This window comes from Flavobacterium sp. 38, assembly GCF_057799715.1.
Window position 1 is genome coordinate 13,186 of the sequence record NZ_JBYNWZ010000004.1, and the last position, 26,702, is coordinate 39,887.

General features: G+C 33.9%; 26 protein-coding genes. 9 read left to right on the plus strand and 17 right to left on the minus strand.

Annotation, left to right across the window (positions count from 1 at the left end):
• Positions 1-98 precede the first annotated feature (98 nt).
• From AC3E9W_RS11310 to AC3E9W_RS11320, 3 genes are all read right to left on the minus strand, one after another.
• Positions 99-998 carry an energy transducer TonB gene (locus tag AC3E9W_RS11310; protein ID WP_488768432.1) on the minus strand — a complete coding sequence of 300 codons (900 nt, stop codon included), beginning with the start codon at positions 996-998 and terminating at the stop codon, positions 99-101.
• Between the two features lie 521 nt (positions 999-1,519).
• Positions 1,520-2,746, minus strand: coding sequence for a Glu/Leu/Phe/Val dehydrogenase dimerization domain-containing protein (locus tag AC3E9W_RS11315; RefSeq protein ID WP_488768433.1), 1,227 nt, complete (start codon positions 2,744-2,746; stop codon positions 1,520-1,522).
• A gap of 142 nt (positions 2,747-2,888) precedes the next feature.
• Positions 2,889-3,464, minus strand: coding sequence for a chalcone isomerase family protein (locus tag AC3E9W_RS11320; RefSeq protein ID WP_488768434.1), 576 nt, complete (start codon positions 3,462-3,464; stop codon positions 2,889-2,891).
• A 491-nt stretch (positions 3,465-3,955) separates the two neighbouring features.
• Between AC3E9W_RS11320 and AC3E9W_RS11325 the strand changes: the two genes are divergently transcribed.
• From AC3E9W_RS11325 to AC3E9W_RS11345, 5 genes are all read left to right on the plus strand, one after another.
• Positions 3,956-5,098 carry an acyl-CoA dehydrogenase gene (locus AC3E9W_RS11325; RefSeq protein ID WP_306158347.1) on the plus strand — a complete coding sequence of 381 codons (1,143 nt, stop codon included), beginning with the start codon at positions 3,956-3,958 and terminating at the stop codon, positions 5,096-5,098.
• 137 nt (positions 5,099-5,235) lie between these two features.
• Complete coding sequence (locus AC3E9W_RS11330; protein WP_488768435.1) at positions 5,236-6,213, plus strand: M20/M25/M40 family metallo-hydrolase; 978 nt, start codon at positions 5,236-5,238, stop codon at positions 6,211-6,213.
• Positions 6,214-6,248: 35 nt separating this feature from the next.
• Positions 6,249-6,926 (plus strand): SDR family NAD(P)-dependent oxidoreductase, encoded by a 678-nt coding sequence (locus tag AC3E9W_RS11335; RefSeq protein WP_488768436.1) that lies wholly within the window; start codon positions 6,249-6,251, stop codon positions 6,924-6,926.
• 27 nt (positions 6,927-6,953) lie between these two features.
• Complete coding sequence (locus AC3E9W_RS11340) at positions 6,954-7,322, plus strand: four helix bundle protein (protein ID WP_306158342.1); 369 nt, start codon at positions 6,954-6,956, stop codon at positions 7,320-7,322.
• Positions 7,323-7,334: 12 nt separating this feature from the next.
• A complete protein-coding gene (locus AC3E9W_RS11345; protein ID WP_488768437.1) occupies positions 7,335-7,934 on the plus strand; it encodes a SprT-like domain-containing protein in 600 nt (199 codons plus the stop codon).
• A 121-nt stretch (positions 7,935-8,055) separates the two neighbouring features.
• Here AC3E9W_RS11345 and AC3E9W_RS11350 read toward each other — a convergent pair whose 3' ends face one another.
• The 6 genes from AC3E9W_RS11350 to gcvP all read right to left on the minus strand — a co-directional run bounded on the left by AC3E9W_RS11350 (position 8,056) and on the right by gcvP (position 15,841).
• The gene (locus tag AC3E9W_RS11350; protein ID WP_306158338.1) at positions 8,056-8,817 is read right to left on the minus strand and encodes an ABC transporter ATP-binding protein; all 762 of its coding nucleotides are present in this window, start codon (positions 8,815-8,817) and stop codon (positions 8,056-8,058) included.
• On the minus strand, positions 8,817-9,563 hold the full coding sequence (locus AC3E9W_RS11355; RefSeq protein ID WP_012022541.1) for an MlaE family ABC transporter permease: 747 nt from the start codon (positions 9,561-9,563) through the stop codon (positions 8,817-8,819). The genes AC3E9W_RS11350 and AC3E9W_RS11355 overlap by 1 nt, the downstream gene beginning before the upstream one ends.
• A 79-nt stretch (positions 9,564-9,642) precedes the next feature.
• Positions 9,643-10,491 carry a glycosyltransferase family 2 protein gene (locus AC3E9W_RS11360; protein WP_488768438.1) on the minus strand — a complete coding sequence of 283 codons (849 nt, stop codon included), beginning with the start codon at positions 10,489-10,491 and terminating at the stop codon, positions 9,643-9,645.
• Positions 10,492-10,620: 129 nt separating this feature from the next.
• The gene (locus tag AC3E9W_RS11365; RefSeq protein WP_488768439.1) at positions 10,621-11,145 is read right to left on the minus strand and encodes a methyltransferase; all 525 of its coding nucleotides are present in this window, start codon (positions 11,143-11,145) and stop codon (positions 10,621-10,623) included.
• A gap of 163 nt (positions 11,146-11,308) precedes the next feature.
• Positions 11,309-12,367, minus strand: a complete 1,059-nt coding sequence (locus tag AC3E9W_RS11370) for a 3-oxoacyl-ACP synthase III family protein (protein ID WP_306158330.1) — start codon at positions 12,365-12,367, stop codon at positions 11,309-11,311.
• 624 nt (positions 12,368-12,991) lie between these two features.
• Positions 12,992-15,841 carry an aminomethyl-transferring glycine dehydrogenase gene (gene gcvP, locus AC3E9W_RS11375; RefSeq protein ID WP_488768440.1) on the minus strand — a complete coding sequence of 950 codons (2,850 nt, stop codon included), beginning with the start codon at positions 15,839-15,841 and terminating at the stop codon, positions 12,992-12,994.
• Positions 15,842-16,039: 198 nt separating this feature from the next.
• Between gcvP and AC3E9W_RS11380 the strand changes: the two genes are divergently transcribed.
• Entirely contained in the window at positions 16,040-16,852 is an 813-nt protein-coding gene (locus AC3E9W_RS11380) for a UbiA prenyltransferase family protein (RefSeq protein WP_488768441.1), read from the plus strand.
• Positions 16,853-17,204: 352 nt separating this feature from the next.
• Here the strand turns inward: AC3E9W_RS11380 and AC3E9W_RS11385 are convergent, their stop codons facing one another.
• The 6 genes from AC3E9W_RS11385 to AC3E9W_RS11410 all read right to left on the minus strand — a co-directional run bounded on the left by AC3E9W_RS11385 (position 17,205) and on the right by AC3E9W_RS11410 (position 21,595).
• Entirely contained in the window at positions 17,205-17,600 is a 396-nt protein-coding gene (locus tag AC3E9W_RS11385; RefSeq protein WP_488768442.1) for a DUF1090 family protein, read from the minus strand.
• Positions 17,601-17,669: 69 nt separating this feature from the next.
• Positions 17,670-18,125, minus strand: coding sequence for an SRPBCC family protein (locus AC3E9W_RS11390; RefSeq protein WP_488768443.1), 456 nt, complete (start codon positions 18,123-18,125; stop codon positions 17,670-17,672).
• Between the two features lie 305 nt (positions 18,126-18,430).
• Positions 18,431-19,336: a TIGR01777 family oxidoreductase gene (locus tag AC3E9W_RS11395; RefSeq protein ID WP_488768444.1), complete on the minus strand. Its 906-nt coding sequence runs from the start codon at positions 19,334-19,336 to the stop codon at positions 18,431-18,433.
• Positions 19,337-19,432: 96 nt separating this feature from the next.
• A complete protein-coding gene (locus AC3E9W_RS11400) occupies positions 19,433-20,251 on the minus strand; it encodes a thiol-disulfide oxidoreductase DCC family protein (protein ID WP_488768445.1) in 819 nt (272 codons plus the stop codon).
• A gap of 30 nt (positions 20,252-20,281) precedes the next feature.
• Positions 20,282-21,019, minus strand: coding sequence for a YqjF family protein (locus tag AC3E9W_RS11405; protein ID WP_488768446.1), 738 nt, complete (start codon positions 21,017-21,019; stop codon positions 20,282-20,284).
• A gap of 72 nt (positions 21,020-21,091) precedes the next feature.
• The gene (locus tag AC3E9W_RS11410; RefSeq protein WP_488768447.1) at positions 21,092-21,595 is read right to left on the minus strand and encodes a GbsR/MarR family transcriptional regulator; all 504 of its coding nucleotides are present in this window, start codon (positions 21,593-21,595) and stop codon (positions 21,092-21,094) included.
• A gap of 138 nt (positions 21,596-21,733) precedes the next feature.
• Here AC3E9W_RS11410 and AC3E9W_RS11415 point away from each other — a divergent pair, with 138 nt between their 5' ends.
• The 3 genes from AC3E9W_RS11415 (at position 21,734) to AC3E9W_RS11425 (ending at position 23,783) form a co-directional block, all read left to right on the plus strand.
• The gene (locus AC3E9W_RS11415) at positions 21,734-22,996 is read left to right on the plus strand and encodes a cation:proton antiporter (protein ID WP_306158313.1); all 1,263 of its coding nucleotides are present in this window, start codon (positions 21,734-21,736) and stop codon (positions 22,994-22,996) included.
• Positions 22,997-23,290: 294 nt separating this feature from the next.
• The gene (locus tag AC3E9W_RS11420) at positions 23,291-23,431 is read left to right on the plus strand and encodes a type II toxin-antitoxin system HicA family toxin (protein WP_488768767.1); all 141 of its coding nucleotides are present in this window, start codon (positions 23,291-23,293) and stop codon (positions 23,429-23,431) included.
• 1 nt (position 23,432) lies between these two features.
• A complete protein-coding gene (locus tag AC3E9W_RS11425) occupies positions 23,433-23,783 on the plus strand; it encodes a type II toxin-antitoxin system HicB family antitoxin (RefSeq protein WP_488768448.1) in 351 nt (116 codons plus the stop codon).
• Positions 23,784-23,797: 14 nt separating this feature from the next.
• Here AC3E9W_RS11425 and AC3E9W_RS11430 read toward each other — a convergent pair whose 3' ends face one another.
• A complete protein-coding gene (locus AC3E9W_RS11430) occupies positions 23,798-24,457 on the minus strand; it encodes a SanA/YdcF family protein (protein WP_488768449.1) in 660 nt (219 codons plus the stop codon).
• A 152-nt stretch (positions 24,458-24,609) separates the two neighbouring features.
• On the minus strand, positions 24,610-26,637 hold the full coding sequence (locus AC3E9W_RS11435) for a M3 family metallopeptidase (RefSeq protein WP_488768450.1): 2,028 nt from the start codon (positions 26,635-26,637) through the stop codon (positions 24,610-24,612).
• Between the last annotated feature and the right edge of the window lie 65 nt (positions 26,638-26,702).

The window sequence follows — 26,702 nt, forward strand, 5'->3', positions numbered from 1 at the left end:
AACTGGGTGAAAATAACATAAAAAACGCTTTCTGAAAAAATATCAGAAAGCGTTTTTGATATAAATTGAATTCGTGTAATCCGTGAAATTCGTGTTTTTTAATCCAAACTAAAATTATAAATTATCTTTCCAACTTGTTTAGCTGGAGCGTCACTATCAGATTCCCATTTTGTATTCATTGCAGCGATTCTCGCTTGGTCTAACAAACATTTTGCAGTATTAGTAGTTCCTTTTATTCCCGCAGTTGCGCTAATTGTTTTTCCGTTTTGGTCAACGCTAACTTCAACTACCACTTTTCCTTCTTCGTTACAAGTATATTTTGGTGCAGGTTTAGAAAGCGCTTTTCTATTTCCTAAAGAATATCCAGATCCACCACCAGAACCGCTACCGCTTCCAGCACCGTAACCGCTCCCGGTGCCAATACCATTTCCAGTTCCGTTACCGCCTCCAGTTCCTCCGCCAGAACCTCCAGATCCGTAATAACCGTTAGAGTTTAAACTTCCGCCAGCTTTTCCCTTATTTCCTGCAGTTTTATCGTCTCCATCGCCACCTTTGTTCGAACCTTTCATAATACTTGCTAATGCGTCGTTTGTTGAGTTAGAAACTTTTGGTTTTTCAGGAACAGGTTTAGGATCTACTTTTATCGGAACAGGTTTCTTTGGTTTTTCTTTTGTCGGAACAACAACATCATTATCTGCTGTTGTATTTTCCTGAGAGATAATGGCTTCTTCCTCTACAGCTTTTGCAGGTGTTTGTTTCGCATTATTCTTTACATCCAAAACTTCGCTTTTGTAATTGGCTCCAGAACCTAAATCGCTGTCTCCAAAGTTTACCGTTACACCGCCTCCGCCACCTCCGCCATCGGCAAGGGCAACATTATTTTCTGGATTGTAAGGAGGCCAAAAACGTATAAAAAACAGCAACAGAATTATTGCTGCATATATGGCAGTTGTGATTAGTAACGATTTCTTTTTATCTGAAGAAATAGTGAAACTCATTGAATTCTGAATTTTGAAATGTATTATTTTAAAAACGTTTAAAAGTAGTAAAAATTGTTTAGAATGGAAGGGCGGGAGTTAATTTAACCGCAAAGTTCGCAATCCCGATAGCTATGGGGAACGCAAAGAACACAAAGAGTTTTTATATGAGGCTTAAATTATTATACCGCAGAGGTCGCAAAGGTTTACGCAAAGAAACGCAAAGTTTTTTTGGCTTAAGTTTGAGTAAATCTTTAGATTTAAGTTCGCAAAGCTTTGCAAACTTAATATTTAGATCTTGCTTGCGCCCCAATTAAAAGGACTTAGCGCGCTTTGCGTTAAAAAAAAATAACAGCAATGTTTTCGCTAAGTTTTTTTTAATCTCGCAAAGTCGCGAAGTCGCAAAGAAAACTTAAAAAAGAAAAAACTTTGCGACTTCGCGACTTTGCGAGAAATAAATTAACGTTGCTTGCGTAAACCTTAGGTTAATAAAAAACGAGCCAAATACTATTCGGCTCGTTTATATATAAGTATAAAATAGATTACACCAACTGCTTCAATGCAATTTCAAAAGCAGTTGCACTGATGTTTGTTTTAGACGAATTTAAAGCATGAGCTTTTACAATCGCATTTTTGATAATTTCTGAAGTATCATTAAAAATAGCCTCGTCTGTCATTTGCACTTTTTTCTCCATGAAATAAGCAAAAACTCTCGCCATTCCGCAGTTTGAGATAAAGTCCGGAATCAAACTTACTTTTTGATCCACTTGCTCCATAATAGAACCGAAGAAAATTTCCTTGTCAGCAAAAGGAACATTTGCACCGCATGAAATAACTTCCAATCCGTTGGCAATTAAACTATCAATTTGATCTTGAGTTACCAATCTTGAAGCTGCGCAAGGAGTAAAGATTTCAGCACCAATTGTCCAGATTTTTGAATTGATTTCTTCAAACGGGATCATATTATCGGCAACTAATTTGTTTCCATCTTTGTTTAAGAATAAAGTTCTGATTTCTTCAAAAGAAAAACCGTCTTCTTTAATTAATCCACCATCGCGGTCAATAATTCCGATTACTTTTGCACCCATTTCAGCCAAGTAAAAAGCGGCAGCAGAACCTACGTTTCCGAAACCTTGAACGATTGCTTTTTTACCTTGAATGTCTCCGCCGTAAGTTGCGTAGAAATGACGAACTGCTTCTGCAACACCAAAACCAGTAATCATATCGGCAACAGTATATTTTCTAGTAACGTCTGGTGAGAATTTTGGGTTTTCGATTACTTTAATTACACCCTGACGCAATTGACCAATTCTATTAATTTTGTCGGCTTCCGTCGGTTTAAAATGTCCGTTAAAAACACCTTCCTGCGGATGCCAAACGCCACATTCTTCTGTCATCGGGATTACTTCGTGAATTTCATCAACATTCAAATCGCCACCTGTACCGTAGTAGCTTTTTAATAAAGGAGAAACCGCTTTGTACCAGCGCTGTAAAACACCTTTTTTGCGAGGATCGTTCGGATCAAAATTTATTCCAGATTTAGCGCCGCCAATAGCGGGGCCTGAAACAGAGAATTTAACTTCCATAGTTTTTGCAAGAGATAAAACTTCATTCATATCTAAGCCTTTTCTCATTCTTGTTCCTCCACCTGCAGCTCCTCCGCGAAGTGAATTAATAACAGTCCACCCTTCGGCTTCTGTTTCGGAATCTTTCCAATTAAAAACAATTTCAGGTGCCTTGTTTTCAAATTGTTGTAATAAATCTTTCATTTTGTTGTGATATGTTTATTTTGCGTAAATGTATAAAATAGAATAATGCGAATAATGTATTTTGCATCAAATTTATAAAACAAAAAAGAAAAGCCGAAAACTATTCCGTTTTCGGCTTTTCGAATATTCAAAAAATTAAGAATTATTGTCCTAATAAATGTTTTTTCAAAGTCTCATCAACTGGTTTGTCAGAAAGCCAGATTCCGAATAATGCTTTTTTGAAATCAAATCCAGGAATTTTACCTTTTAGTACTTCATTTTTAGAAACGTAAACGTTTTGGTCAAAAGGATTGTAAGCTAAAACAAACACATCTTTTTCTGTGATTGCGTCACTTAAAAAACTTTTTAACTGTTCTATTCTAGGACGAAGCTGCTCAAGATTTGCTCCTGCTGATTTCTCAAAACCTGTATTCATAGCTTTCGTCAGTTTGTTAGAAGAAACCATCGAAGACGTGATTTCAATTCTAACGGCCATTTCAGTATCACTGTCTATGATAAATTGAGGATCTTGGGCTAATTGAGATAAATACAGTGCTTGCACATAAACTTCCAACCACATTTTTGATCTTCCGCCCGCGCCATTAAGCTGCAATGTTTTTCCTTGAAATTCTATTTTTCTAGGAACACGTACACCATTTACTTCAATTTGAGTTTGAGCAGAAACAGTCGAAAATTGGAAGCTTAACAAGACTGTCAGTAAAAGTAAAATCTTTTTCATATTCTATCAAATTTTTATTTTTAGGGCAAAAATAATAGTAATTTATTAATATTTGGTTCATATTGAGAATGTTTTTTTCTTCAAATTTTGATGTTTAATTTTTGTATTACATTAAAAATCAATTTAGTAAGAGTAAGTTTACGTAGTTTTACTCATTTTAAGAATTGTTTAATTTTTAACAAATTTAGAAAGCAGTATTTTCTTAATTAAAAATAATTTTTAGGTATAATTTGAATCTTAAATTTTAGAAATTTTGTTGTCAAATTAATGTTGTTTTGAAAGAAAAGCTAAATAATAGCGAAAACGTTATCGTAATCTTTGCTGATCTATTAATTTTATATGCACGCATTGTAATTTAAACATTTAAAAAGTATCTTTGGAAGCCTTTGCGTTAAAAAAACGAGGCATCTAAAAAACACAAAAACAAAAAATAATCAACTAAAGAAATCTGTTTGAAATCTGGTTGAGAAAAACATTTAAAGTAAACTACTATGGATTTTAATCTTACCGAAGAACATTTAATGATTCAGCAGGCAGCAAGAGATTTTGCTCAAAATGAATTATTGCCGGGAGTTATTGAACGTGACGAAAAACAAATTTTTCCAACTGAGCAAGTCAAAAAAATGGGCGAGCTGGGTTTTATGGGAATGATGGTTGATCCTAAATACGGAGGAAGCGGACTTGATGCTATTTCTTATGTTATTGCAATGGAAGAAATTTCTAAGATCGATGCTTCTGCTTCTGTAGTAATGTCGGTAAACAATTCGCTAGTTTGCTGGGGATTACAAGAATACGGAACCGAAGAACAAAAACAAAAATACCTTCCAGGTTTGGCTTCTGGAGAAATTCACGGAGCATTTTGCTTAAGCGAACCTGAAGCAGGAAGTGATGCGACTTCGCAAAAAACAACAGCTATTGATATGGGTGACCATTATTTAGTTAATGGTACAAAAAACTGGATTACAAACGGAAATACAGCTTCTGTATATTTAGTAATTGCACAAACACATCCAGAATTAAAGCACAAAGGAATAAATGCTTTGATTATGACTAAAGATATGCCAGGTTTTTCAGTTGGTCCAAAAGAACAAAAAATGGGAATCCGCGGATCTGATACACATTCTTTAATGTTTTCTGATGTGAAAGTTCCGAAAGAAAATAGAATTGGTGAAGATGGTTTCGGATTTAAATTTGCAATGAAAACTCTTGCAGGAGGAAGAATTGGTATTGCATCTCAAGCTTTAGGAATTGCTTCTGGAGCTTATGAGATGGCTTTGAAATATTCTAAAGAGCGTAAAGCTTTTGGAACAGAAATCTGCAATCATCAGGCAATTGCTTTTAAATTAGCAGACATGGCTGTAAATATTGAAGCGGCTCGTCATTTGTGTATGAAAGCAGCTTGGGATAAAGACAATCATAAAAACTATGACGTGAGTGGTGCAATGGCAAAACTTTTTGCTTCGCAAGTTGCAATGGATACTGCTGTAGAAGCGGTTCAGATTCATGGAGGAAACGGGTATGTAAAAGAATACCATGTAGAGCGTTTAATGCGTGATGCAAAAATTACTCAGATTTACGAAGGAACTTCTGAAATTCAGAAAATCGTAATTTCAAGAGCAGTTATTGCTGGATAAAATTAGGTTATAAATAGATTTGAAAACCCTTTTGACTTTTAGTTTGAAGGGTTTTTTTATGAATATTCTATTACTTTTCATAAGTTTATAGTCTAATTAATTTTTATTTTCAATCATCAGTAAAAAACAGAAAAATCATGAGAAAACTATACCTTTTGCTTCCATTTATTTTTTTTGCTTGTAAATCGGGAACTTCAACCGCAAAGGAGAGTGAAGTAAAAACAGATTCGAAAGCAATACAAGTCAGCTATAAAGTAAAAGAAACTGAAATTTCAGATTTTCTAAAATACCTTTCTTCTGATGAATTGGAAGGACGCGAAACCGGAACTCAAGGAATTGAAAAAGCAGCTGTTTTCTTGGAAGACTTTTTAAAGAAAAATAAAATTAAACCTTATTTTAAAACCTATCGAGATACTTTGACCAATTTTGATTCTCCAGCTTTTAATATTGTTGGGGTTATAGAAGGGACAGATCCAGAACTTAAAAAAGAATTCGTGGTATTGAGTGCGCACTATGATCATATTGGTCTAGAGAAAAAAGAGCAGGCTGATAAGATTAATAACGGAGCAAACGATGATGCTTCGGGTGTGACTTCTGTTGCTGCGATGGCAAAATATTTTTCTGAAACTAAAGCGAACAAACGCAGTATACTAATTGTCTTTTTTGCTGGGGAAGAAAAAGGACTTTTAGGATCTAAAAGTTTGGTTGAGAAATTGAAAAAGCAAAATTTCAATCTTTACACGCAATTGAACATTGAAATGATTGGTGTTCCAATGAAACGAGATTATTTGGCGTATATTACAGGTTTTGATAAATCGAATATGGCGCAAAAAATAAACGAATACACAGGAAAAAACACGATCGGGTTTTTGCCAAAAGAAGCAGAATATCAATTATTCTATCGTTCTGATAATTATTCATTTTTTCAGGCGTTTGGGAAACCATGCCAATCGCTAAGTACTTTTGACTTTGAAAATTTTGACTTCTATCATCATGTTTCAGACGAATTTAAACTGATGGATATTCCTCATATTACTAATTTTACGCAAGAATTATTGCCAGCTGTGACAAAAATTGCAGTTTCGCCAACACAAGAAATAACGATGAATAAATAAGAAGCTGTTTTACAGCATTTGATTATTTTTGCGACATGAAAAATATTATTGTTACCGGAACGAGTAGAGGAATTGGTTATGAATTGGCTTTGCAGTTTGCAAATGCAGGAAATCAGGTTTTAGCCATTTCGAGAAAAATACCACAAACGCTTTTAGAACATCAAAATATAACTTGTCTGTCTGTTGATTTGGCAGATGAAACGGCTTTAGATCAGGTTGAAAATTTTCTTTCTTCAACTTGGAAAAAAGTAGATGCTGTGGTTCACAATGCTGGAGCTTTACTTTTAAAACCTTTTGAGCAAACGACTCAGGCAGATTTTGAAAGTATTTACAAAGTAAATGTTTTCGCTGTTGCGAATTTAACTCGCATCTGTATTCCGTATTTAGAAAAAGGAAGCCATGTGGTTACGATCAGTTCTATTGGCGGTGTGCGCGGAAGTTTGAAGTTCGCAGGATTAGCGGCATACAGTTCGAGCAAAGGCGCTGTAATTACTTTAACTGAATTATTAGCTGAAGAATATAAAGAAAAAGGAATTTCGTTTAATGTTCTGGCTTTAGGTTCTGTTCAAACCGAAATGCTAAACGAAGCGTTCCCAGGTTATCAAGCGCCAATTTCTGCGGAAGGAATGGCAACGTATATTTATGATTTTACGCTTAACGGAAATAAATATTTTAACGGAAAAGTGCTTGAAGTTTCTTCAACGAATCCTTAATTAATTATGAATTATGAGTTGTGAATCATGAGTGATAGTATTGTGAAAACTAAAAGTTTTGAATTAGCTGTAAGAGGAGTTAATTTTTATAAATGGTTAGTTGCGGAAAGAAAAGAATTCGTAATGAGTAAACAATTTTTACGTTCTGTTACATCAATCGGTGCAAATGTTCGTGAAGCAATAAATGCGCAAAGTAAAGCCGATTTTATTCATAAATTGTCTATTTCTCAAAAAGAATGTGATGAGTCAATGTATTGGCTTGAACTATTAAAAGAAACAGATTATATTTCGAAAACAGAATTTGATTCCATTCATAAACAATGCAACGAAGTGATGAAAATAATTAGAAGTATTATAATTACGTCCAAAAACAAACTCATAACTCATAATTCATAACTTATAATTATTTTGAGCGAAACTCTAGCTAAATACATTCCCGAATATGCAGTCAAACCCGTTTTCGATTTGATAGTGGCCAATCAGGTGCACTTGAAAATTGTAAACGAGCGTCAGACACGTCACGGTGATTATAGAAGAGGGCCAAGCGGCAAACATGAAATTACGGTAAATGCAAGCTTAAATAAGTATCGTTTTTTGATTACGTTAATTCATGAAATTGCACATTTGGTTGCTTTTGAAAAGTTTGGGCGAAATATCAAACCGCATGGAAATGAATGGAAATTTACTTTTCAGCGTTTGATGGTTCCGTTTATTCGACCAGAAATTTTTCCTGGACAAATTTTGCCTTTACTGGCAAGACATTTTAAAAACCCTTCAGCTAGTAGTGATACCGATACGACTTTATCTTTAGCTTTAAAACAATATGATAAAGAAAACGATAAGAGTTATGTTTTCGAAATTCCGTACGGCAGTGTTTTTAGAATTAAAAACGGAAAGATTTTTAAGAAACTAGCCGTTCGTACCAAACGTTTCGAATGCATTGAATTAAGCTCAGGAAAAACCTATCTCTTTAATCCGAATGCGGAAGTGGAGCTAATTAAAAATTAGAAATTCCAATTTAAAAAATCCCAAATTCCAAAGATTGGGATGAATATTTAAAAAGCAAAAAATCCAAATACCAACTTTACAATTGGAATTTGGATTTTTTTATTGAAATTTTAAAAAGCTTTTAACCTTTCAAATAAGCTTCTCTTACTTTCTTAAAAAGGTTTGAAGAATAAACAAATTTAACTACTGCCTCATTCTCGGTTGTAAAGATTTCCTCTTTAGTTCCTTGCCAAGCTTTTAACCCTTTCTTTAAGAAAACAATATTTTCTCCAATTTCCATTACGGAGTTCATATCGTGAGTATTGATCACAGTTGTAATATTATATTCTCTCGTAATTTCCTGAATAAGGTTGTCAATCAAAGTAGAAGTGTTCGGGTCAAGACCAGAGTTTGGCTCATCGCAAAACAAATACTTCGGATTATTTACAATCGCGCGGGCAATTGCCACACGTTTCTGCATCCCTCCAGAAATTTCAGAAGGTAATTTTTTATGCGCATCAATTAGATTTACTCTTTCTAAAACAAAATCAACACGTTCTTTAATTTGTGCCTTATTGTTATTAGTAAACATTTTTAACGGGAAAGCCACATTTTCTTCAACAGTCATCGAGTCAAACAGAGCACTTCCCTGAAATACCATTCCGATTTCAGTTCTCAAGTCACGTTTTTCATCTTTGTCTAAATCAGAATAAACTCTTCCATCAAATTCAATTGTTCCTGCGTCTGGTGTGTGAATTCCCAACAACGTTTTTAATAAAACCGTTTTTCCAGATCCACTTTGTCCGATAATCAAATTGGTTTTTCCTGTTTCAAAAACGGTCGAAACACCTTTTAAAACTTTACTGTCACCAAATGATTTTTCTATATTTTTTACTTCTATCATTATCCAAGTAATAATTGAGTTAATATATAATTTAGAAGAATGATAGTTACAGATGTCCATACAAATGATGTTGTACTTGCTTTACCAACTTCTAATGCACCACCTTTCATGTAATAACCGTGAAAAGACGGAATTGTTGCCAATAACATTGCAAAGATTAAGGTTTTGATAAAGGCATAAGTAATATGGAAGGGAATGAAATCTTTCTGAGCTCCCATAATAAAATCTGCACCTGTTGAAAATCCTCCGTATGCACAAGCAAGCCATCCTCCAAAAATTCCTAAAAACATACTAATTCCGATTACAAAAGGGTACATTAATAAAGCTATAATTTTTGGAAAAACAAGATAGTTTACTGAGTTAACTCCCATAACTTCTAAAGCATCGATCTGTTCTGTAACACGCATTGTTCCAATACTTGACGTAATGTAAGATCCCATTTTTCCAGCCATAATTACCGAAATAAAAGTAGGGGCAAACTCCAAAACTACAGATTGACGCGTAGCAAAACCAATTAAATATTTAGGGATTAAAGGGTTTGTTAAGTTTAGGGCTGTTTGAATGGCTACAACCCCTCCGATGAAGAAAGAGATAAAGCAGACAATTCCAAGTGAGTCAATAATTAAGTCATCAATTTCTTTGAAAATTAAATTTTTCATAACAGGCCATTTAGTCTGTTTATTGAAAATTTCTTTCAGCATTAAAAAATATTTTCCTATTTGGGATAAATAACGAATTAGCATCATAAGTTTTGAAATATTTGCTAAATTAAGGATTAGTTTACAGTTTACCGTTTCGGTCGGCAGTTTTTTAATTTTTTTAAGATTAGTAAATCTTTTCCTTGATTTTTTTCAAACGGTAATTTCTAATAAATTTAGCTTGTTCTGAGGTAACTAATAAAGGTGTTTTGGCATTTTTTGCTTTCCAAAACCCTCTAATATAATCTAAAAATAAAAAGGGTTTTTTCTTCATCATTGCCAGTTTTGCCGATGCAATTGCTGTGATCCAAAAACCGTAACCTAAAGTATAAAAAGCTTCGCCTTGTTTGTAACGAGCAGTTTTGTTATAATTCGCTCCAGTTGGTTTTAAGTGTTTTACATGTAAAGATTCATCGGTAACAATTTTCCAGTTGTAATATTTACAAAGTAATTCGTCAACCGTGTCCCAACCCATTGCAGGACGTAAACCGCCAATTTGCTGAAAGGTTTCTTTTCGGTAAGCTTTTAAAGCTCCGCGAATATGATCTTTATCGGTAAGATTTTCTAAAACCCAGTCGCCATTTTTTTCGATATAGCAAAATCCGCCCGCCATTCCAATTCTCGAATCTGATTTGAAATGTTTGATGATGGTTTCAAAATAGTTTGGCGGAAAAATTAAATCGCCGTCTATTTTTACAATAATATCATAATTAGAATCCAAAGTTTCAAACCCTTTCTGAAAAGCTTGAATTACTTTGCTTCCAGGAAGATGAATAGCATCTGAAGTTTTGTTTACAACTGAAATATAAGGATTGTCTTTTGCAAAACTCAAGACAACTTCTTCGGTTTTATCAGTCGAATTGTCATTTACAACCACAACTTTTGAAGGCAGAACGGTTTGGGAAACCAAAGACTCAAGCGTTAGGCCAATAAGGTGCTCTTCGTTGTGCGCCGGTATAACAATGTAATATTTCATATTAAATTCCAAATTTTTAAAAATTCCAAATTCCAATTCTTGAGAATAAATCCCAATCTTTTAAAATTCCAAATTCCAATCTTAACGAAATGGTTAAAATTGGAATTTGGAATTTAAATATTGGAATTTTTATTTTATTTTCTCAGCAACAACAAGATAATATCTCGGAGTGAAGTATCTTAATAAAGGTCTCAATCCAAACTTTTTTACTGGATGGGTAAATTGAATACGGTCGGTTATTTTCCAGCCAGTTTTTTCAAGAAGCCAATCCAACTGCCAGTCTTCAAACTCGTGGTAATGTCTGTCCCACATGTCTGTTTTTGAGCGATATGCTGGTGAAAACCATAAGCGCAACGGAATTGAAATTAGCAATTTATCACATTTTACATTCTGTAAAATAGTATACGGATTTAGTAAATGTTCGAAAATTTCAAATGCAGTAAAAACGGTATAATCTTCTGTTTGTAAAGCGGTTTGATCGTTGTCTAAATCTTCGCCTTTTGTATTTTTTACGGTATACCCATTTTCTTCCATTATTTTAGAAAATGGATTTGGGACACCAAAATCAAAAATAGTTTCTGATGTGCTAACGTGCTTCTGTAAAAACTCTAAGGTAAGTTTGAATCTTTTATTCGGAAATGTTTTTTCGTACATTATATATGTTTTAAACAACAAAGGCGCAAATATACTAAAAAAGTCCGCATTTTGGGTGCGGACTTTTTTTAGTGTTCAGTAATCAGTTTTATAGTGTTCAGTTTATATTAATTAGTTTACAGTTTGACTGAGTACTAAAAAGATGAACACTGAATACTGATTATTAGTATCTATAAACGAAAGCATTTACATTCATTCCTGCTCCAACTGAAGCAAAAATGACAACGTCGCCTTTATTGATTTCGTGATTTTCTATTTCTCCTTTTAATATTAAATCGAAAAGAGTTGGTACGGTTGCTACGCTGCTGTTTCCTAAATCATGAATACTCATTGGCATAATGTCTTTAGGCGCAGTTTTATCGTAAAGTTTGTAGAAACGTTCGATAATAGCTTCGTCCATTTTTTCGTTAGCCTGATGAATAAGAATCTTTTTCACTTCATCGATTCCGATTCCGCTTTTATCAAGACAGCTTTTCATGGCGCAAGGAACTTGGCTTAAAGCAAACTCATAAATTTTACGGCCGTACATTTTAATGTACTTAATATCTGGATCTAAATCTGGATTATATGATTTTCCGAAGAAAAGGAAATTAGCTTCTTCGTTAGCAAAAGTGGCGCTTTCGTAAGAAAGTAAACCTGCTTCGTCTTTAGAAAGTTCCAAAACAGAAGCTCCGGCACCGTCAGAATAAATCATAGAGTCGCGATCGTGGTCGTCTACCACTCTTGATAAAGTTTCGGCTCCAATAACTAAAACTCTATTTGCCATTCCTGATTTTATGAAAGCATTTGCCTGAAGAACTCCTTCAATCCAGCCTGGACATCCAAAAAGAATATCGTAGGCTACACATTTAGGGTTTTTGATGGCTAATTTATTTTTAACCCTCGTTGCTAAACTCGGAAGAATATCGGTTTGATTGGTTCCGGTTTTAACATCACCAAAATTATGAGCAAAAATAATATAGTCTAAAGTTTCTTTATCGATGTTCGCATTTTCTATTGCTTTTTCGGCAGCAAAAAAAGCTAAATCTGAAGCATTATATTGATCTTCTGCATAACGACGGTTTTCGATTCCCGTAATTCCTTTAAATTTTTTGATTACAACTTCATTCGGGTAAGCAAAAGGAGATCCATCTTCATTTAAAAAAACATGATCGCCAAAGTCAGTATTGCTGACTGATTTAGTTGGAATGTAACTTCCTGTTCCAATTATTTTAATTTTCATTATTCCCAGTTTATCCGATAAATTTAGCGCTAATGTATAAATAATATTATGATAACTATCATAAAAAATAGTATGCGTGCATATAATTATGAAATAACAATTTTTTGGATGATATATTGTGTTTCTTCTAATGATTTTTTAATTTTTCCTAGATTTCAAACGATTGAAGGAAATCTAAAGAACAAAATATTTTTAATGTTATTTTTATTTTTGAGATGTAATTTCACAAAAGTCTAACAAAAAGTTATGTTTTAATATATCGGAATCTTCTTTATTGTTTTGATCGCGTGAGGGATAGGAGCAATCCGCCGCAGCGGAGCGGATAGCCCGACCGCGTTATAGTAAGTGGGCAAATAAGCGCAAAGTATTTTTGCACACTTACTATAACGGGGGCACGCCCTGATTATTTTAGATTTTAGATTTTAGATTTTAGATTTTAGATTTTAGATTTTAGATTGTGGAATTTGGATTTTTTTTACGCAATTAAACCTGACAGGTTTTTAAAACCTATCAGGTTTCAGCTCGCAACAGAACTTGAAACTTTAAACCTGAAACAAAATTAAAAACAAAACCCGACAGGTTTTAAAATCTGTCGGGTTCTAAATATTTAGAGAAAACTAATTTTTAGCTTTCCATGTAAGCTTCAATTGGAGCACAGCTGCAAACTAAATTTCTGTCTCCGTAAGCGTCATCTACACGACGAACAGATGGCCAGAATTTATTTTCAGCGATATAATCTAATGGGTAAGCTGCTTTTTCTCTTGTATAAGGGAAATCCCAGTTATCAGTAGTTAACATAGCTAAAGTATGCGGTGCATTTTTCAATACATTGTTTTTATCATCAGCTTTTGCTTCTTCAATTTCTTTTCTGATTGAGATAAGCGCGTCACAAAAACGATCTAATTCTGCTAAATCTTCAGATTCAGTCGGCTCGATCATTAAAGTTCCGGCAACTGGGAAAGAAACCGTTGGAGCGTGGAAACCATAATCCATCAAACGTTTTGCGATATCCCCAACTTCGATTCCATTTTCTTTAAATGCGCGGCAATCTAAAATCATTTCGTGAGCTGCTCTTCCGCATTCTCCTGTGTAAAGGATAGGGTAGTGACCTTCGAAACGCGCTTTCATATAGTTAGCATTCAAGATGGCGTGTTCTGTAGCACTTTTTAATCCTTCAGCTCCCATCATTGTGATGTAACCGTAAGAAATCAAACATACTAAAGCAGATCCGTAAGGAGCAGATGAAATAGCTGTAATCGCTTGTTCACCACCAACATTTAAGATTGGGTTTGTTGGCAAGAACGGAACTAATTTTTCGTTTACACAAATTGGTCCAACTCCAGGTCCACCACCACCGTGAGGAATAGCGAAAGTTTTGTGTAAGTTTAAGTGACAAACGTCTGCACCAATTGTAGCTGGATTTGTTAATCCAACCTGTGCGTTCATATTGGCACCATCCATATAAACTAATCCGCCGTTATCGTGGATTAATTTTGTGATTTCAATAATTGAAGATTCGAAAACTCCATGAGTAGAAGGATATGTTACCATCAAACAAGATAAATCATCTTTGTGTTCAATTGCTTTTTCTCTTAAATCTTCTACGTCAATATTTCCTTCTGGAGTCGTTTTTGTAACGATGATTTTCATTCCAGCCATCGCTGCAGAAGCAGGATTTGTTCCGTGAGCAGATGATGGAATCAAACATACATTACGGTGACCTTCGTTTCTTGACATATGGTAAGCGCGAATCGCCATTAAACCAGCATATTCTCCCTGAGCACCAGAGTTTGGCTGTAATGTTGTTCCGGCAAAACCAGTAATAACATTCAATTGCTGCTCTAGTTTTTTCAGCATTGTAAGGTAACCTTCAACTTGATCAACTGGTGCAAACGGGTGAATGCTGTTCCAGTTTGGCATAGATAAAGGCAACATTTCAGAAGCTGCGTTTAATTTCATCGTACAAGAACCTAATGAAATCATCGAGTGATTCAATGATAAATCTTTACGCTCTAATTTTTTGATGTAACGCATCAACTGACTTTCTGAATGATGATTATTGAAAACATCATGCGTTAAGAAAGAAGATGTTCTTTCTAATGAAGCTGGTAATTGACTTGCCTGACTTAATTCAGAAACCGTAAAAGTTTCTTTTCCTAAAGCTTCAGCAAAAATCGCAATGATTTCATTGATGTCTGCAACTGCAGTCGTTTCGTTAAATGAAATCGAAACACTGTCAGTATCAGGATAGAAGAAGTTTACTTTGTTTTTCTCTGCAACAGCTTTTACTTTTTGAGCCTCTGCTTTTACTAAAATAGTATCAAAGAAAGCCGAGTTAGTTTGGTAAACTCCTAATTTATTTAAAGCCTCAGCAGCCGTAACTGCAGAGGCGTGAACTTTGTTTGCAATATATTTTAAACCTTTTGGTCCGTGGTAAACCGCGTACATTCCGGCCATAACCGCTAATAAAACCTGAGCAGTACAAATATTTGAAGTCGCTTTTTCACGTTTAATGTGCTGTTCACGAGTTCCTAACGCCATACGTAAAGCGCGGTTTCCATTTACATCAATCGAAACTCCGATGATACGACCTGGCATAGAACGTTTGTATTCATCTTTAGTTGCAAAATATGCAGCGTGAGGACCACCGTAACCCATTGGTACACCAAAACGTTGTGTAGTTCCAACAACAACTGCAGCTCCCATTTCTCCCGGAGAAGTTAAAGTTGCAAGTGATAAAATATCAGCAGCAAAGGCAACTTTGATTTCGTTTTCTTTTGCTTTAGCAACAAAAGCACTGTAATCGTTTACCTGACCGTATTTTCCTGGATATTGTAAAATCGCTCCGAAAAATTCATTTGAAAAATCAAAAGTTTCGTGGTTTCCAACAACCAATTCAATTCCAATTGGAGTTGAACGTGTTTGAAGTACAGATAAAGTTTGTGGTAAAATTTCTTGAGAAACGAAGAATTTGTGTGTATTGTTTTTCTTTTGGTCACGAGTACGAACGTCAAATAATAACGCCATAGCTTCTGCCGCAGCCGTTCCTTCATCTAATAAAGAAGCGTTTGCGATTTCCATTCCAGTTAATTCGATAACTGTAGTTTGGAAATTTAAAATAGCTTCTAAACGACCTTGAGCAATTTCTGCCTGATAAGGTGTGTAAGCTGTATACCACCCTGGATTTTCAAAAATATTTCTTTGAATTGGAGCCGGAACGATAGTTGGGTGATAACCTAAACCAATGTATGATTTAAATGTTCTATTTTTCTTTCCTAAGTCACGAATGTGATTTGCATATTCGAATTCTGTCATGGCAGGTTCTAAATTCAAAGGTGCTTTTAGACGAATATCATCTGGAAGTGTTTCATAAACCAGTTGTTCAATAGAGTCAACTCCAATAGTCTTCAACATAAATGGAAGATCGGTTTCTCTTGGGCCAATGTGTCTTAAAGCAAAAGCATCTGTTCTCATTTGTAGCTATCTAAATTTTTTTAGTCAATGCCATCAGCCTCAGTTTTGTGGGGCAAATAACATTTCAAAGTAAATGTGTTGTTTTTTTGTGGCGCAAAATTAAGTATTATTAATAATTTAATAGGTATTTTTAACTTCAATTTTTATCAATTTTATAACTAAAGAGTTGATTTGTTACTAATTGATTAGATTTGAGCTATGAAACTTTTAAAACAGATATTAAATTTTTATTTAAACAGCAGTATTCACGTGGCTTTGTCGTGTTTCGCTTTAGTGCATATCACTTTCCATGTATTTCATATTCAATATGATGAGCCAATGGCACTTTTTGTTTTTTTCGGAACAATTGTAGGATATAATTTCGTAAAATATGATGCGCTAGTTCGCGTAAAGAAAAATCCAATCGGAACACAGCTCAAAATTATCGCTATTTTGAGTTTTATTTCGGTGATTTTAGTCGGCTATTATTTTTTTCAATTAAAAAGAATCACCCAAATTGTCTCCTTCGGAATTTTTGCGATAACCGCACTTTATACGTTACCCTTTTTTCCAAACAGAAGAAATGCAAGAAACTGGGCTGGAGTAAAAATCTACATTGTTGCCATCTGTTGGGTTGGCGCTACTTTAGTTCTGCCTTTTATAAATGCCGAAATTCCGTTTACAGCAGATTTCTTTATCAAATGCCTGCAGCGATTTGTTTTAGTTTTTGTACTCATTTTGGTTTTCGAAATTTTAGACCTCGCCAATGACGATCCGCATTTGCAAACCGTTCCACAGACAATTGGAGTTCAAAAGACAAAATATTTAGGATTTGCACTTCTTGTTCCGTTTTGGTTTTTAGAAGTTTTTATCTCAACATTCAATTATCACGATGCCATTATCAATTTGATTATGGTCATAACCCTAATGCTATTTATCGCTTTTGCCAACCCGAATAGATCCAAATATTATACTTCTTTTTGGGTAGAAGCCGTGCCAATTTTCTGGTGGTTGATGATTGTTTATTTTTAAGAGTAAATTTATTTTGGGCGTGCCCCCGATCTGGTAAGCGGGCAAACATTCTTTGCGCTTATTCGCCCGCTTACCAGATCGGGGTCGGGCTATCCGCTCCGCTGCGGCGGATTGCTACTATCCCTCACGCAAACGTAAAACGAGAAAATTCATTTTCAAGAGAAATAAATCAATTGCCTCCAGCTTTAGCTGATGGAATAATATAAGACAAAAAAATCTTGGCTTTAGCCCAACTTAATTAGTTAGGCTAAAGCCAAAATGGAATACTTTTCATACCTCCAGCTAAAGCTGCAGGCAATTAATAATATATTTTAATTCTGCCAAATCCGCTAAATCTGCGAGAGGTAAAAAATCATTTCGTTTTCTGTTCCGCCAAAGCCTTATTCAAATCAGCTTTTGCTTCATTTAGTTTCTTTCTTTTTTTGTCGATTTTTTCCTTGCTTTCATTGTCTTTAATCGCTTCATTCAAATCGGCTGTTCTTTCATTAACTTTCTGTTGTTTCTCTTTTACTTTCTTGTCAAGATCTTTATTTACAGATTTAGTCGTGCAATTTTTCTTGGTTTGCGCAATAGCATCTTCAACACCTTTTATCTGATTTTGATTTCCTGCTTTTTTAGCTGCAGCCAATTTTGTGTTCAATTCGCATAATTTTCTTTCGCAGCCTTTTAAAGTTGTACAATTGCTTTGAGAAAATCCGATAAACGAAATTGAAAAAAGAAGTACTGATAATAAGAATTTTAATTTCATAAGTATATTTTTGAAAGGTTTAATTATATCATTTTAAATTCATGATACTTTAAAAGTAAGAAATTTATTTTAATTCTGATTCTCAGAGACCTTTTTCAAAATCGTATTTCTTTGCAGAAGAAAATAAACTAAATGCTTTTTCAAAAAGAAAATATCAAATAACCTGCCACAAATTCCAAACGGAGTTTCATATTGCAATTGGTCTTTCATAATTGTAAACCCATTTTCTTCTTCAAAAAAATGTTCATGTTTGAAAGATTTAAAATGACCTTCTTCCATTTCGTCAACAAAATAATCGTAAAAATTCATCGCAGTAATTCGGCTTTTGTGCTGTAAATAAAATCCGAAATGTTTGCCGCGCCAAGTTACCGTTTCATCCAAATTAATTAAACCCGAAGTTATTCCCGCAATTGCTTTTTCTTTTGACTTACTGGCAGATTGCTGATGAATATCAATATTTCTTGAGGCGTTAAATACGGTTTTTATTGGAGCTTTTATTTTGGTTGTTAAGTTAATTATAGTCATAATTGTTGAGGTTTGACTTTGTCAAAGTTTGGAACTTTGACAAAGTTTTTGCACAATCTTGTCATTTCGACGAAGGAGACCCGAGCGATAGCGAACAGGCGAAGCAAATCGCACTTGTAAATCGACAAAGATTGGCGACATTCAGAACGGAATTTCTAGTGCGATTTCTCCTTCGTCGAAATGACAAATCGCTGCGGATTTTGATTGTGTCCCCACGGTTGAAACCGTGGGCTATGCTGAAATAAGAAAAAATTAGAATTTAAAAAATAGCCCACGATTTCAATCGTGGGAAACGTATTGAAATATTACAATAAATTTCGAAAAGCCTCATCAATATTTCCAAATCTAAACACAAACCCACTATCCAAAAGTCGTTTCGGAACTACGTTTCTACTTTTCAAAACCAATTCAGTTTCGGTGCGAATAAAAAATGATCCAATTTCTAAAAGCGTTTTATTTAAAGGAATTCCAAAAGGAAAACCAACTGCTTTTCTTAGCTTTTGCATAAAAGCAGCATTTCGAATAGGTTTTGGAGAAACAATATTTATTTTTCCAGTCAATTCTTTTTCGATAATAAAATCAACCGCACGAGCAAAATCTTCTTCATGAACCCAGCTCACAAACTGATTTCCATTTCCTTGTTTTCCTCCAAAACCAATTTTTGCCAAAGTTTTTAGCGGAATCAAAGCCCCACCGTTTTTTCCTAAAACAATAGAAGTTCGTAAAGCGGTTTTTAAAGTTTTTGGCGTTTCGGTTTTAAAAAATGCTTTTTCCCAAGAAAGTGCTACATTAATAGAAAAGTCATTTCCTATTTCGCCGTCAATTTCATCCATTTCTTTGTCTAATGAAAAACGATAAATTGTTGCCGTAGAAGAATTCAGCCAATGTTTCGGTGGATTTTGACATTTTAAAACCGCTTCATTCAGAATTTTGGTACTTTTAATTCTTGACCATAAAATATCCTGTTTGTTCTTTTTAGTATAACGGCAATCGACAGATTTCCCGACGAGATTAATTAAAACGTCTGCATTTTCTAATTCCTTTTCCCAACCAGAAAAATATTTGGCATTCCAGTTTACGTATTTAATTCCGTCAACGGTTTTAGATTTTCCGCGCGTAAGAACTACAATTTCGTTAAATCTATTTTTGAAATGATTTACTAAAACTTGTCCTAGAAATCCAGTTCCAGCTGCTATAATAAGTTTGCTCATTTGTGTTATTTTTTTCGCCACGAATTCACGAATTTTTTGATATGTAATTCGTGAATTGCTTCGCCTGTTCGCTATCGCTCGGGTCGTGGCTAATAATTAATTTAAAATTAAAAACAACGCGATAAATCGATAAAGAATCCAAGTGAAAGTTAAGTAAAATGGAAGTTTTAAAATTTTAATTCTTCGAGAATGTTCCAAAAACATAATGAAAACCGTTACGCCAAACCAACCTAAAATCATCATTTGTGGAAGATTAATGAATAGGCTTAAAATTAAAATCGGACTTAATATTAAACTTCCCATCAACAAAACCGTCATTAAATTTCCTGTATAATTGAGAATTGTTTCTTTATCGAATTTAAAGATAAACAGGCTTTGAAAAGCGATTTGTCCGAAAGCTAAAATAAATTCTCTTGTAATTGTGTTTTTTGGAAAATTCATAATCAGATTAGAATATCCAAACAAAATGAAAGTCGTTACAGTCAAAGCAAATCCGATAAATAGAAAACGATATTTATAATTGAAATCGGGCGTGCATTGCAATTTGTTTTCTTCTTTTACATTTCCTGGAATAATTACTTTTCGATTGTAAGAAACGAAAGAATACATTTTTTTGAGTATGAAATGAATTGGTTTTAGGTTTGAAATTTTTTCAATCAACGGAAAAGAAAATCCAACCACTTTTATCAAACTATCGATTCCATAAATTACTGTTTTGTTTTTGTTGTCAACCAGAGCAATTTCATTTGGAGCGCGATTCAGATCTACAAAATTCTGTTCTTCAACAGATAATTCGCAATATGATTTTCTGCCGTTTTGATCTAGCATTCCACTTTTCACAAAACCTGTTGTGTATAAATTGCAAAGCGGACAATCTTGATCGTAAAGTAAAGTTTGGTTTTTGAGCGTTTTCATAATTTTTGGTTTTTTGGATTAAAAAATAGCTTAGTACATTTCTTCTAAAACAGGCATTATTTGCAATTTCCTTTTATTCTTAACTCCGATTTTAGAACCTTTTGCCAGAAAAACAGAAGTTGGCCTTAAGTTTTGAAGAAACTCAAAATCGTCTCCGTATGTTTTTTTAAAATCAATATCAACATAATGATTTAAAACCTCCAGTTGCTCCCAACGCGGATGTGTAACTTCATATTCAAAAGTAGTTTCATCGCTGATTTTTGTATATCCAAAATAATGCTCTGTAATAAATTCAGCTTCAGAATCAACTTTAATTTCTGTTGGATTTTTTTGAGTTTCTAACTGAATTGTATTCCATTTTTTACCGTTTTTCCATTGATAGACAAAAGTATTCGTGCTTTCATTTTCGAAGATTCCGTGTTTCATTTTTCGAGTTTCATAATGTTCCTGATACAAAGTATTCGCAATAAAAGTGATTGCTTTTTTAGGAACAATTTCTTTAATGAAAACCACGCCGCGTTTCCATTCTCCATTTTCAAAACGCTTCACATAAAATCTCAGATTCACTTCTTCAAAATTGATATGAAAAGGAACTTTCAATCCTAAAACTTTTGTCTCTTTAAAAAGAAATCCGACTAAACTCACATAACATTTGCCATTCCAGATATCAATCTCAGTTCCTGCGGGAAGATATTTTTCTAGAATTTCACGATCAACCTCATAATTGAACAAGGCTAAATTTTTCCATTTTGCGTTTAAAAAATTCATATCAATTGCTTTTAAATTTTGAACTTTCAGAAAAAATTGAAAGTTTGAATTAAAATTTTTTACTTCTGAGTTTTACTTCATCATTTTTATAACCAGTTTTCCCAACCAATTATCATTTAGTTCTGTCATTTTATCCAAAACATTATCTACTTTTAAAACAAAATCATACAGTTTAGAAGTTTGGTCAACAAAGTGTTTTTCTTCCGAAGAATCTTTGGCCTCAATTGTCGAAACCTCTTTTAATATTTTAAGCGTAGGCTTAATTTCTCTTTTGCTTCTTTCTCTCGAAATTTTTACGGCTAATTCGTCTAAATCCTTTTCAGCTGTAAAAAACTCTTTTCTTTCTCCCGCTTTAAACTCTTTGTAAACAATTCCCCAGTCCATCAAAGCACGAAGGTTCATGCTTGCGTTTCCTCGCGAAATTTGTAATTCTTCCATAATGTCTTCCATAGAAACCGCTTCGTTAGAGACCATTAATAAAGCATGAATCTGCGCCATGGTTTTATTAATGCCCCATTGAGAACCTAAAGCTCCCCAAGTCTGAATGAATTTATTTTTTGCTTCTTTGAATTCCATAGTTCAAATGTAGGTAAAAGTTTTTAAACTTTCAAAAATAATTGAAACATATTTAACAAGTTGTAAAGTTATGTTAATTCAACCCGCGAAATTTTTGATTAAATAATGATACAGCTATTTTTGTAAAAATCACATTTTATGGAATTATACTACACTTTTTCGGTGCTTATTGTATTAGCATCTTTCTTCGCCTATTTAAATTTAAGATTTTTAAAACTTCCTGGAACAATCGGAATTATGATTATTGCGATGCTTGTTTCTGTCGGAATTCGTCTTTTGGGAGATTCTTATTTTCCGGCAACCACCAAACATTTTTTTGAATTAATAAAACAATTTGATTTCAACGAAATCTTAATGGGCGCCATGTTAAACTTTCTTTTGTTTGCAGGCGCACTGCATGTGAATATGGCTGATCTTAAAGAGCAAAAAGTACCGATTATGATTTATTCTACGGTAAGTGTTGTGCTTTCTGCTTTAATTATTTCGATGCTTCTGTTTTATATAGCGCCACTTTTCGGAATTCAAATTCCCTACATATTTTGCTTAGTTTTCGGGACATTAATTTCTCCAACCGATCCAATTGTGGTTTTGGGAGTTTTAAAAGAAGCGAAAGTTCCTAAAAGAATCGAAACTAAAATCGTGGGAGAATCTTTGTTTAATGATGGGGTAGCGGTAGTAATGTTTGCTGTTGTTTTAAAAATGGCTACAGATCCGACATTTGATGCAACTTTTAGCTCGATTACGTGGTTGTTTATAAAAGAAGGAATTGGCGGACTTCTGTTAGGAGCCGTTTTTGGATTCACAGCTTCTAAGGTCATGAAGAAAATTGACGATTATAAAGTTTCAGTTTTAATAACGCTTTCTATTGTAACAGGAGGGTTCTTAGTAGCTCAAAGCTTGCACGTTTCGAGTCCACTTGCAATGGTAGTTTCTGGATTAATTATCGGAAATTATGGCAAAAAAGTGGCGATGAGTGAAGTCACAAAAGATTACTTAGGTAAATTCTGGGAACTTATAGATGAGATTCTAAATGCTGTTTTATTCCTTTTTATTGGTTTCGAATTGTTATTGCTACCTGACTTGAACAAACAATTATTAACAGGTTTTGTGGCTATTTTTATTGTACTGTTTTCACGACTTACCTCTATAGTTTTACCATGGAAATTCTTCGACATTTTCAAGTTCTTCGGAATTAGATCGGCTTACAACAAAGGTTCTTTAATGGTTTTGGTTTGGGGAGGAATTCGCGGTGGAGTTTCTATTGCTTTAGTACTTTCGATGCCAGAAAGTGAATACAAAAACTTATTGCTAGAAATAACGTATATCGTCGTTTTATTCTCAATTGTAGTGCAGGGATTGACTGTTGGAAAACTGGCTAAACGAGTTTTAGAGAAAGAGTAGAGCGGCAAGATTCTCTATTCAAAAATCATCATAGATTGAAAAGCCTGCATATTCTGCAGGCTTTATTATTTATTAGTAAATGAACAACGTTACAAAATTACGCTTATTGAAAGATTTTTCTTAATTTTGAATTTTGATTTAATTCTGTAACTAAAATTTAGTTACTAAATTGAAATTTAATGATAAATTTGAATGAGTAAAATTGATAAACTTATTGAGAAGTTAAAATCAAAACCAAAAGATTTTTCTTGGGATGAAATGCTGAAAGTTCTAAATCATTTTGGATATACATAGATTTCGCAAGGAAAAACAGGTGGATCAAGAAGGAAATTTGTAAATGAAAATAAACAAATTATAAGTTTACACGAACCACATCCACAGAAAGTTTTGAAGGTGTATCAGCTTAATATTATTATTGAACATTTAGAATTGTAAGATGAAAAACTATTTAGAATATAACGGATATATTGGTACATTAGAATTCTCTGCAGATGATAAAATATTCTTTGGAAAAATTCAAGGTATCAATGATTTAGTAACCTTTGAAGGTTCTTCAGTTACTGATTTGGAAGAATCTTTTAAAGAGGCTGTCGAAGATTATTTAGAGACATGCAAGATGTTGAATAAATCTCCGGAAAAAATTTATAAAGGATCTTTTAACGTGAGAGTTTCTCAGGAGTTACACCAAAAAATTGCTCTTTTAGCCGTTAAAAAAGGATTAAATTTAAATGAAATTGTAAAAGAAGCAATATCTTATATTGTAAAACATGAAGAGGTTTTGAACTAAGAAATTAGTTCTCTTTATCGTTTATCTTCTTTAGAATAATTTGATTCTCCATTGATGTCAATTTCTCCACCTAAAAAATGTGGTTCACGATTTCTCAAAACATCCAGAAAAGATTTAAATCTAGAAAGATATTCTCTAAAAGTCACATACTTATAACCTAAATATTCTCCCCTGTTGGCAGAATATCCTGCCGATTTTATCCCAAGACTTTGTCCAATATAAATGGCCCTGTTTAAGTGATATTCCTGCGAAATCAAAGTTGCCTTTTTAATTTTGAAAATATATTTAGCACGATACATTGTAGAGTACGTGTCAAATCCAGCATAATCGATAAAGATTTTTGTAGTGTCAACTCCATTTCTATAGCAATAATTTTTCATTACGGTTAATTCGTCATATTCTTCGCGACCGTTATCTCCCGAAAGCAGGATTTTATTGATACGTTTTGCCTTCCAAAGCATAATTCCGGCATCTAATCTGTCTTTTAAATATTTGCTCGGCTGATCTCCGTTAATTCCGGCACCAAAAATAATTCCGACATCATTCTTTGGAAATTTCTTTATCGAATAATGAATGTATTTTTTGGTTGATGAGGTTATGTGATAGTTTACAGAAAGGATTGTAATTATTCCGATAATGGCGAGGTAAAGAAAGATTTTGAAATACTTTTTCACGGCTTATTTTGTAAGATTAAGATTTAAAATGCGAAGATAGCTAAATTTGCTTTTGACAAAATACAATAAAAAAACCGAAGCGGAAAACTTCGGTTCTAGTATTTGAATATCAAAGAAGCTTAGCAACTTAGAGACTTAGTATCTTAGGAACTTTATAATAATCCAGCACGTTTCAACAGCGCCTCAGGTTTTGGCTCCTGACCTCTAAAGCGTTTGTACAAAGTCATCGGATGTTCTGTTCCTCCTTTTGAAAGGACATTGTCTTTGAATTTTTTCGCCACTTCTTCGTTGAAAATTCCATTTTCCTGGAAATATTCAAAAGCATCGGCGTCTAAAACTTCTGCCCATTTGTAACTGTAATATCCAGAAGAATATCCGCCTTGAAAAATATGAGAAAATGATGTACTCATCGCATTTTCTTTTACATCAGGATACAATTGCGTATTGGCAAATTGTTCAGTTTCAAAAGTTTTTAAATCACTAATACTTGTAGGATCTTGTCCGTGCCAAGCCATGTCTAAAAGTCCGAAACTTAACTGACGTAAAGTAGCCAAACCTTCTTGGAAACTCGCACTTTCTTTAATTTTCTGCACATATTCAATCGGAATGATTTCTCCCGTTTCATAATGATTCGCAAACAAAGCCAAAGCTTCCGGTTCGTAACACCAGTTTTCCATAATCTGACTTGGCAATTCTACAAAATCCCAGTAAACAGAAGTTCCGGATAAACTTGGGTAAACCGTGTCCGCTAACATTCCGTGTAAACCGTGTCCGAATTCGTGAAATAAAGTCGTCACTTCATTAAAAGTCAATAATGAAGGTTTTGTTTCTGTTGGTTTTGTAAAGTTGCAAACGTTCGAAATATGCGGTCTTTCATTCATGCCGTCTTTTACATATTGCGATTTGAATGAAGTCATCCAGGCGCCGTTTCTTTTTCCTTTTCTTGGAAAGAAATCGGCGTAGAAAATCGAAACTAATTTATCATCAGCATCACGAACTTCGTAAGTTGTAACTTCCTCGTGGTATTTGTCAATATCAAAAACTTCCGTAAAAGTTAATCCGTAAAGTTTTTTTGCCACTGTAAAAGCGCCGTCTAAAACTTTTTCTAACTGAAAATAGGGTTTCAGTTTTTCATCATCTAAATTAAAAAGCTGCTGTTTTAATTTTTCAGAATAATAAGCGCCATCCCATTTTTCTAACTGCTCGATTCCGTCTAATTCTTTCGCGAAAGCGGTTAATTCCGCAAATTCTTTTTGAGCTGCAGGTTTTGCTTTCGCTAATAAATCATTCAAAAAAGAAAAAACTTTCTCTGGACTTTCAGCCATTCTTTCTTCCAAAACAAAATGTGCGTGTGTTTTATAACCTAAAAGATTGGCTCTTTCGTGACGAAGTTTCGCAATTTTTAGCACATTTTCTTCGTTATTGAATTCATTATTTTGAAAAGCTTTCGCGCCAAAAGCAATCGCCATTTTTTTGCGCAGTTCGCGATTATCAGCATAAGTCAAAAACGGAATATAACTTGGATGATCTAAAGTGAAAATCCAGCCTTCTTTTTCCTGATTTTTGGCTAATAATCTTGCCGCTTCGATAGTTCCTTCTGGTAAACCTGAAAGGTCTTTTTCATCCGTTAAATGCAATTCGAAGTTATTGGTTTCTGCCAAAACATTTTCTCCAAACTGTAAACTCAGTTTTGATAATTCTTTGTCGATTTCTCTTAACTGATTTTTTTTGTCTTCTGGAAGATTCGCTCCGTTTCTTGAAAAGCTTTTATATTTTTTATCTAATAAAGTCGTTTGCTCAGCATTGAGATTCAAACTTTCTTTTTGATCGTAAACCGCTTTTACTTTTGCAAACAAATCTGCATTTAGACGAATATCATTTCCGAGTTCAGAAAGCCAAGGCGAAACTTCCTGAGCAATTTTCTGCATTTCGTCATTGGTTTCAGCCGAATTCAAGTTGAAGAAAATACTAGAAAGACGATCTAAAATATCGCCAGAATAATCCATTGCAACAATTGTGTTTTCAAAAGTCGGCGCGTCTGGATTATTTACAATCGCATCGATTTCAGCTTTGGCCAATTTAATCCCTTCCTGAAAAGCAGGAACATAATCTTCGATTTTAATCTGCGAAAAAGGGCCAGTGTTATGTTTGGTATTGAAATATTGTGTTAATACGCTCATAGTGTTGTTGTGTTACGCAAAGTTCCGCTAAGAAGGCACAGAGCTTCGCAAAGTTTTTTAAATTA

Excerpts from the sequence above, each read along its gene's own strand:
- AC3E9W_RS11330 (WP_488768435.1), top strand. The coding sequence starts at position 5,236 with ATGAGAAAACTATACCTTTTGCTTCCATTTATTTTTTTTGCTTGTAAA.
- gcvP (WP_488768440.1), bottom strand. The coding sequence starts at position 15,841 with ATGAGAACAGATGCTTTTGCTTTAAGACACATTGGCCCAAGAGAAACC.
- AC3E9W_RS11400 (WP_488768445.1), bottom strand. The coding sequence starts at position 20,251 with ATGAAAACGCTCAAAAACCAAACTTTACTTTACGATCAAGATTGTCCG.
- AC3E9W_RS11385 (WP_488768442.1), bottom strand. The coding sequence starts at position 17,600 with ATGAAATTAAAATTCTTATTATCAGTACTTCTTTTTTCAATTTCGTTT.
- AC3E9W_RS11325 (WP_306158347.1), top strand. The coding sequence starts at position 3,956 with ATGGATTTTAATCTTACCGAAGAACATTTAATGATTCAGCAGGCAGCA.
- AC3E9W_RS11350 (WP_306158338.1), bottom strand. The coding sequence starts at position 8,817 with ATGATAGAAGTAAAAAATATAGAAAAATCATTTGGTGACAGTAAAGTT.
- AC3E9W_RS11415 (WP_306158313.1), top strand. The coding sequence starts at position 21,734 with ATGGAATTATACTACACTTTTTCGGTGCTTATTGTATTAGCATCTTTC.
- AC3E9W_RS11355 (WP_012022541.1), bottom strand. The coding sequence starts at position 9,563 with ATGATGCTAATTCGTTATTTATCCCAAATAGGAAAATATTTTTTAATG.
- AC3E9W_RS11320 (WP_488768434.1), bottom strand. The coding sequence starts at position 3,464 with ATGAAAAAGATTTTACTTTTACTGACAGTCTTGTTAAGCTTCCAATTT.
- AC3E9W_RS11310 (WP_488768432.1), bottom strand. The coding sequence starts at position 998 with ATGAGTTTCACTATTTCTTCAGATAAAAAGAAATCGTTACTAATCACA.
- AC3E9W_RS11365 (WP_488768439.1), bottom strand. The coding sequence starts at position 11,145 with ATGTACGAAAAAACATTTCCGAATAAAAGATTCAAACTTACCTTAGAG.
- AC3E9W_RS11380 (WP_488768441.1), top strand. The coding sequence starts at position 16,040 with ATGAAACTTTTAAAACAGATATTAAATTTTTATTTAAACAGCAGTATT.
- AC3E9W_RS11340 (WP_306158342.1), top strand. The coding sequence starts at position 6,954 with ATGAGTGATAGTATTGTGAAAACTAAAAGTTTTGAATTAGCTGTAAGA.
- AC3E9W_RS11435 (WP_488768450.1), bottom strand. The coding sequence starts at position 26,637 with ATGAGCGTATTAACACAATATTTCAATACCAAACATAACACTGGCCCT.
- AC3E9W_RS11410 (WP_488768447.1), bottom strand. The coding sequence starts at position 21,595 with ATGGAATTCAAAGAAGCAAAAAATAAATTCATTCAGACTTGGGGAGCT.
- AC3E9W_RS11315 (WP_488768433.1), bottom strand. The coding sequence starts at position 2,746 with ATGAAAGATTTATTACAACAATTTGAAAACAAGGCACCTGAAATTGTT.
- AC3E9W_RS11425 (WP_488768448.1), top strand. The coding sequence starts at position 23,433 with ATGAAAAACTATTTAGAATATAACGGATATATTGGTACATTAGAATTC.
- AC3E9W_RS11405 (WP_488768446.1), bottom strand. The coding sequence starts at position 21,019 with ATGAATTTTTTAAACGCAAAATGGAAAAATTTAGCCTTGTTCAATTAT.
- AC3E9W_RS11370 (WP_306158330.1), bottom strand. The coding sequence starts at position 12,367 with ATGAAAATTAAAATAATTGGAACAGGAAGTTACATTCCAACTAAATCA.
- AC3E9W_RS11390 (WP_488768443.1), bottom strand. The coding sequence starts at position 18,125 with ATGACTATAATTAACTTAACAACCAAAATAAAAGCTCCAATAAAAACC.
- AC3E9W_RS11335 (WP_488768436.1), top strand. The coding sequence starts at position 6,249 with ATGAAAAATATTATTGTTACCGGAACGAGTAGAGGAATTGGTTATGAA.
- AC3E9W_RS11360 (WP_488768438.1), bottom strand. The coding sequence starts at position 10,491 with ATGAAATATTACATTGTTATACCGGCGCACAACGAAGAGCACCTTATT.
- AC3E9W_RS11395 (WP_488768444.1), bottom strand. The coding sequence starts at position 19,336 with ATGAGCAAACTTATTATAGCAGCTGGAACTGGATTTCTAGGACAAGTT.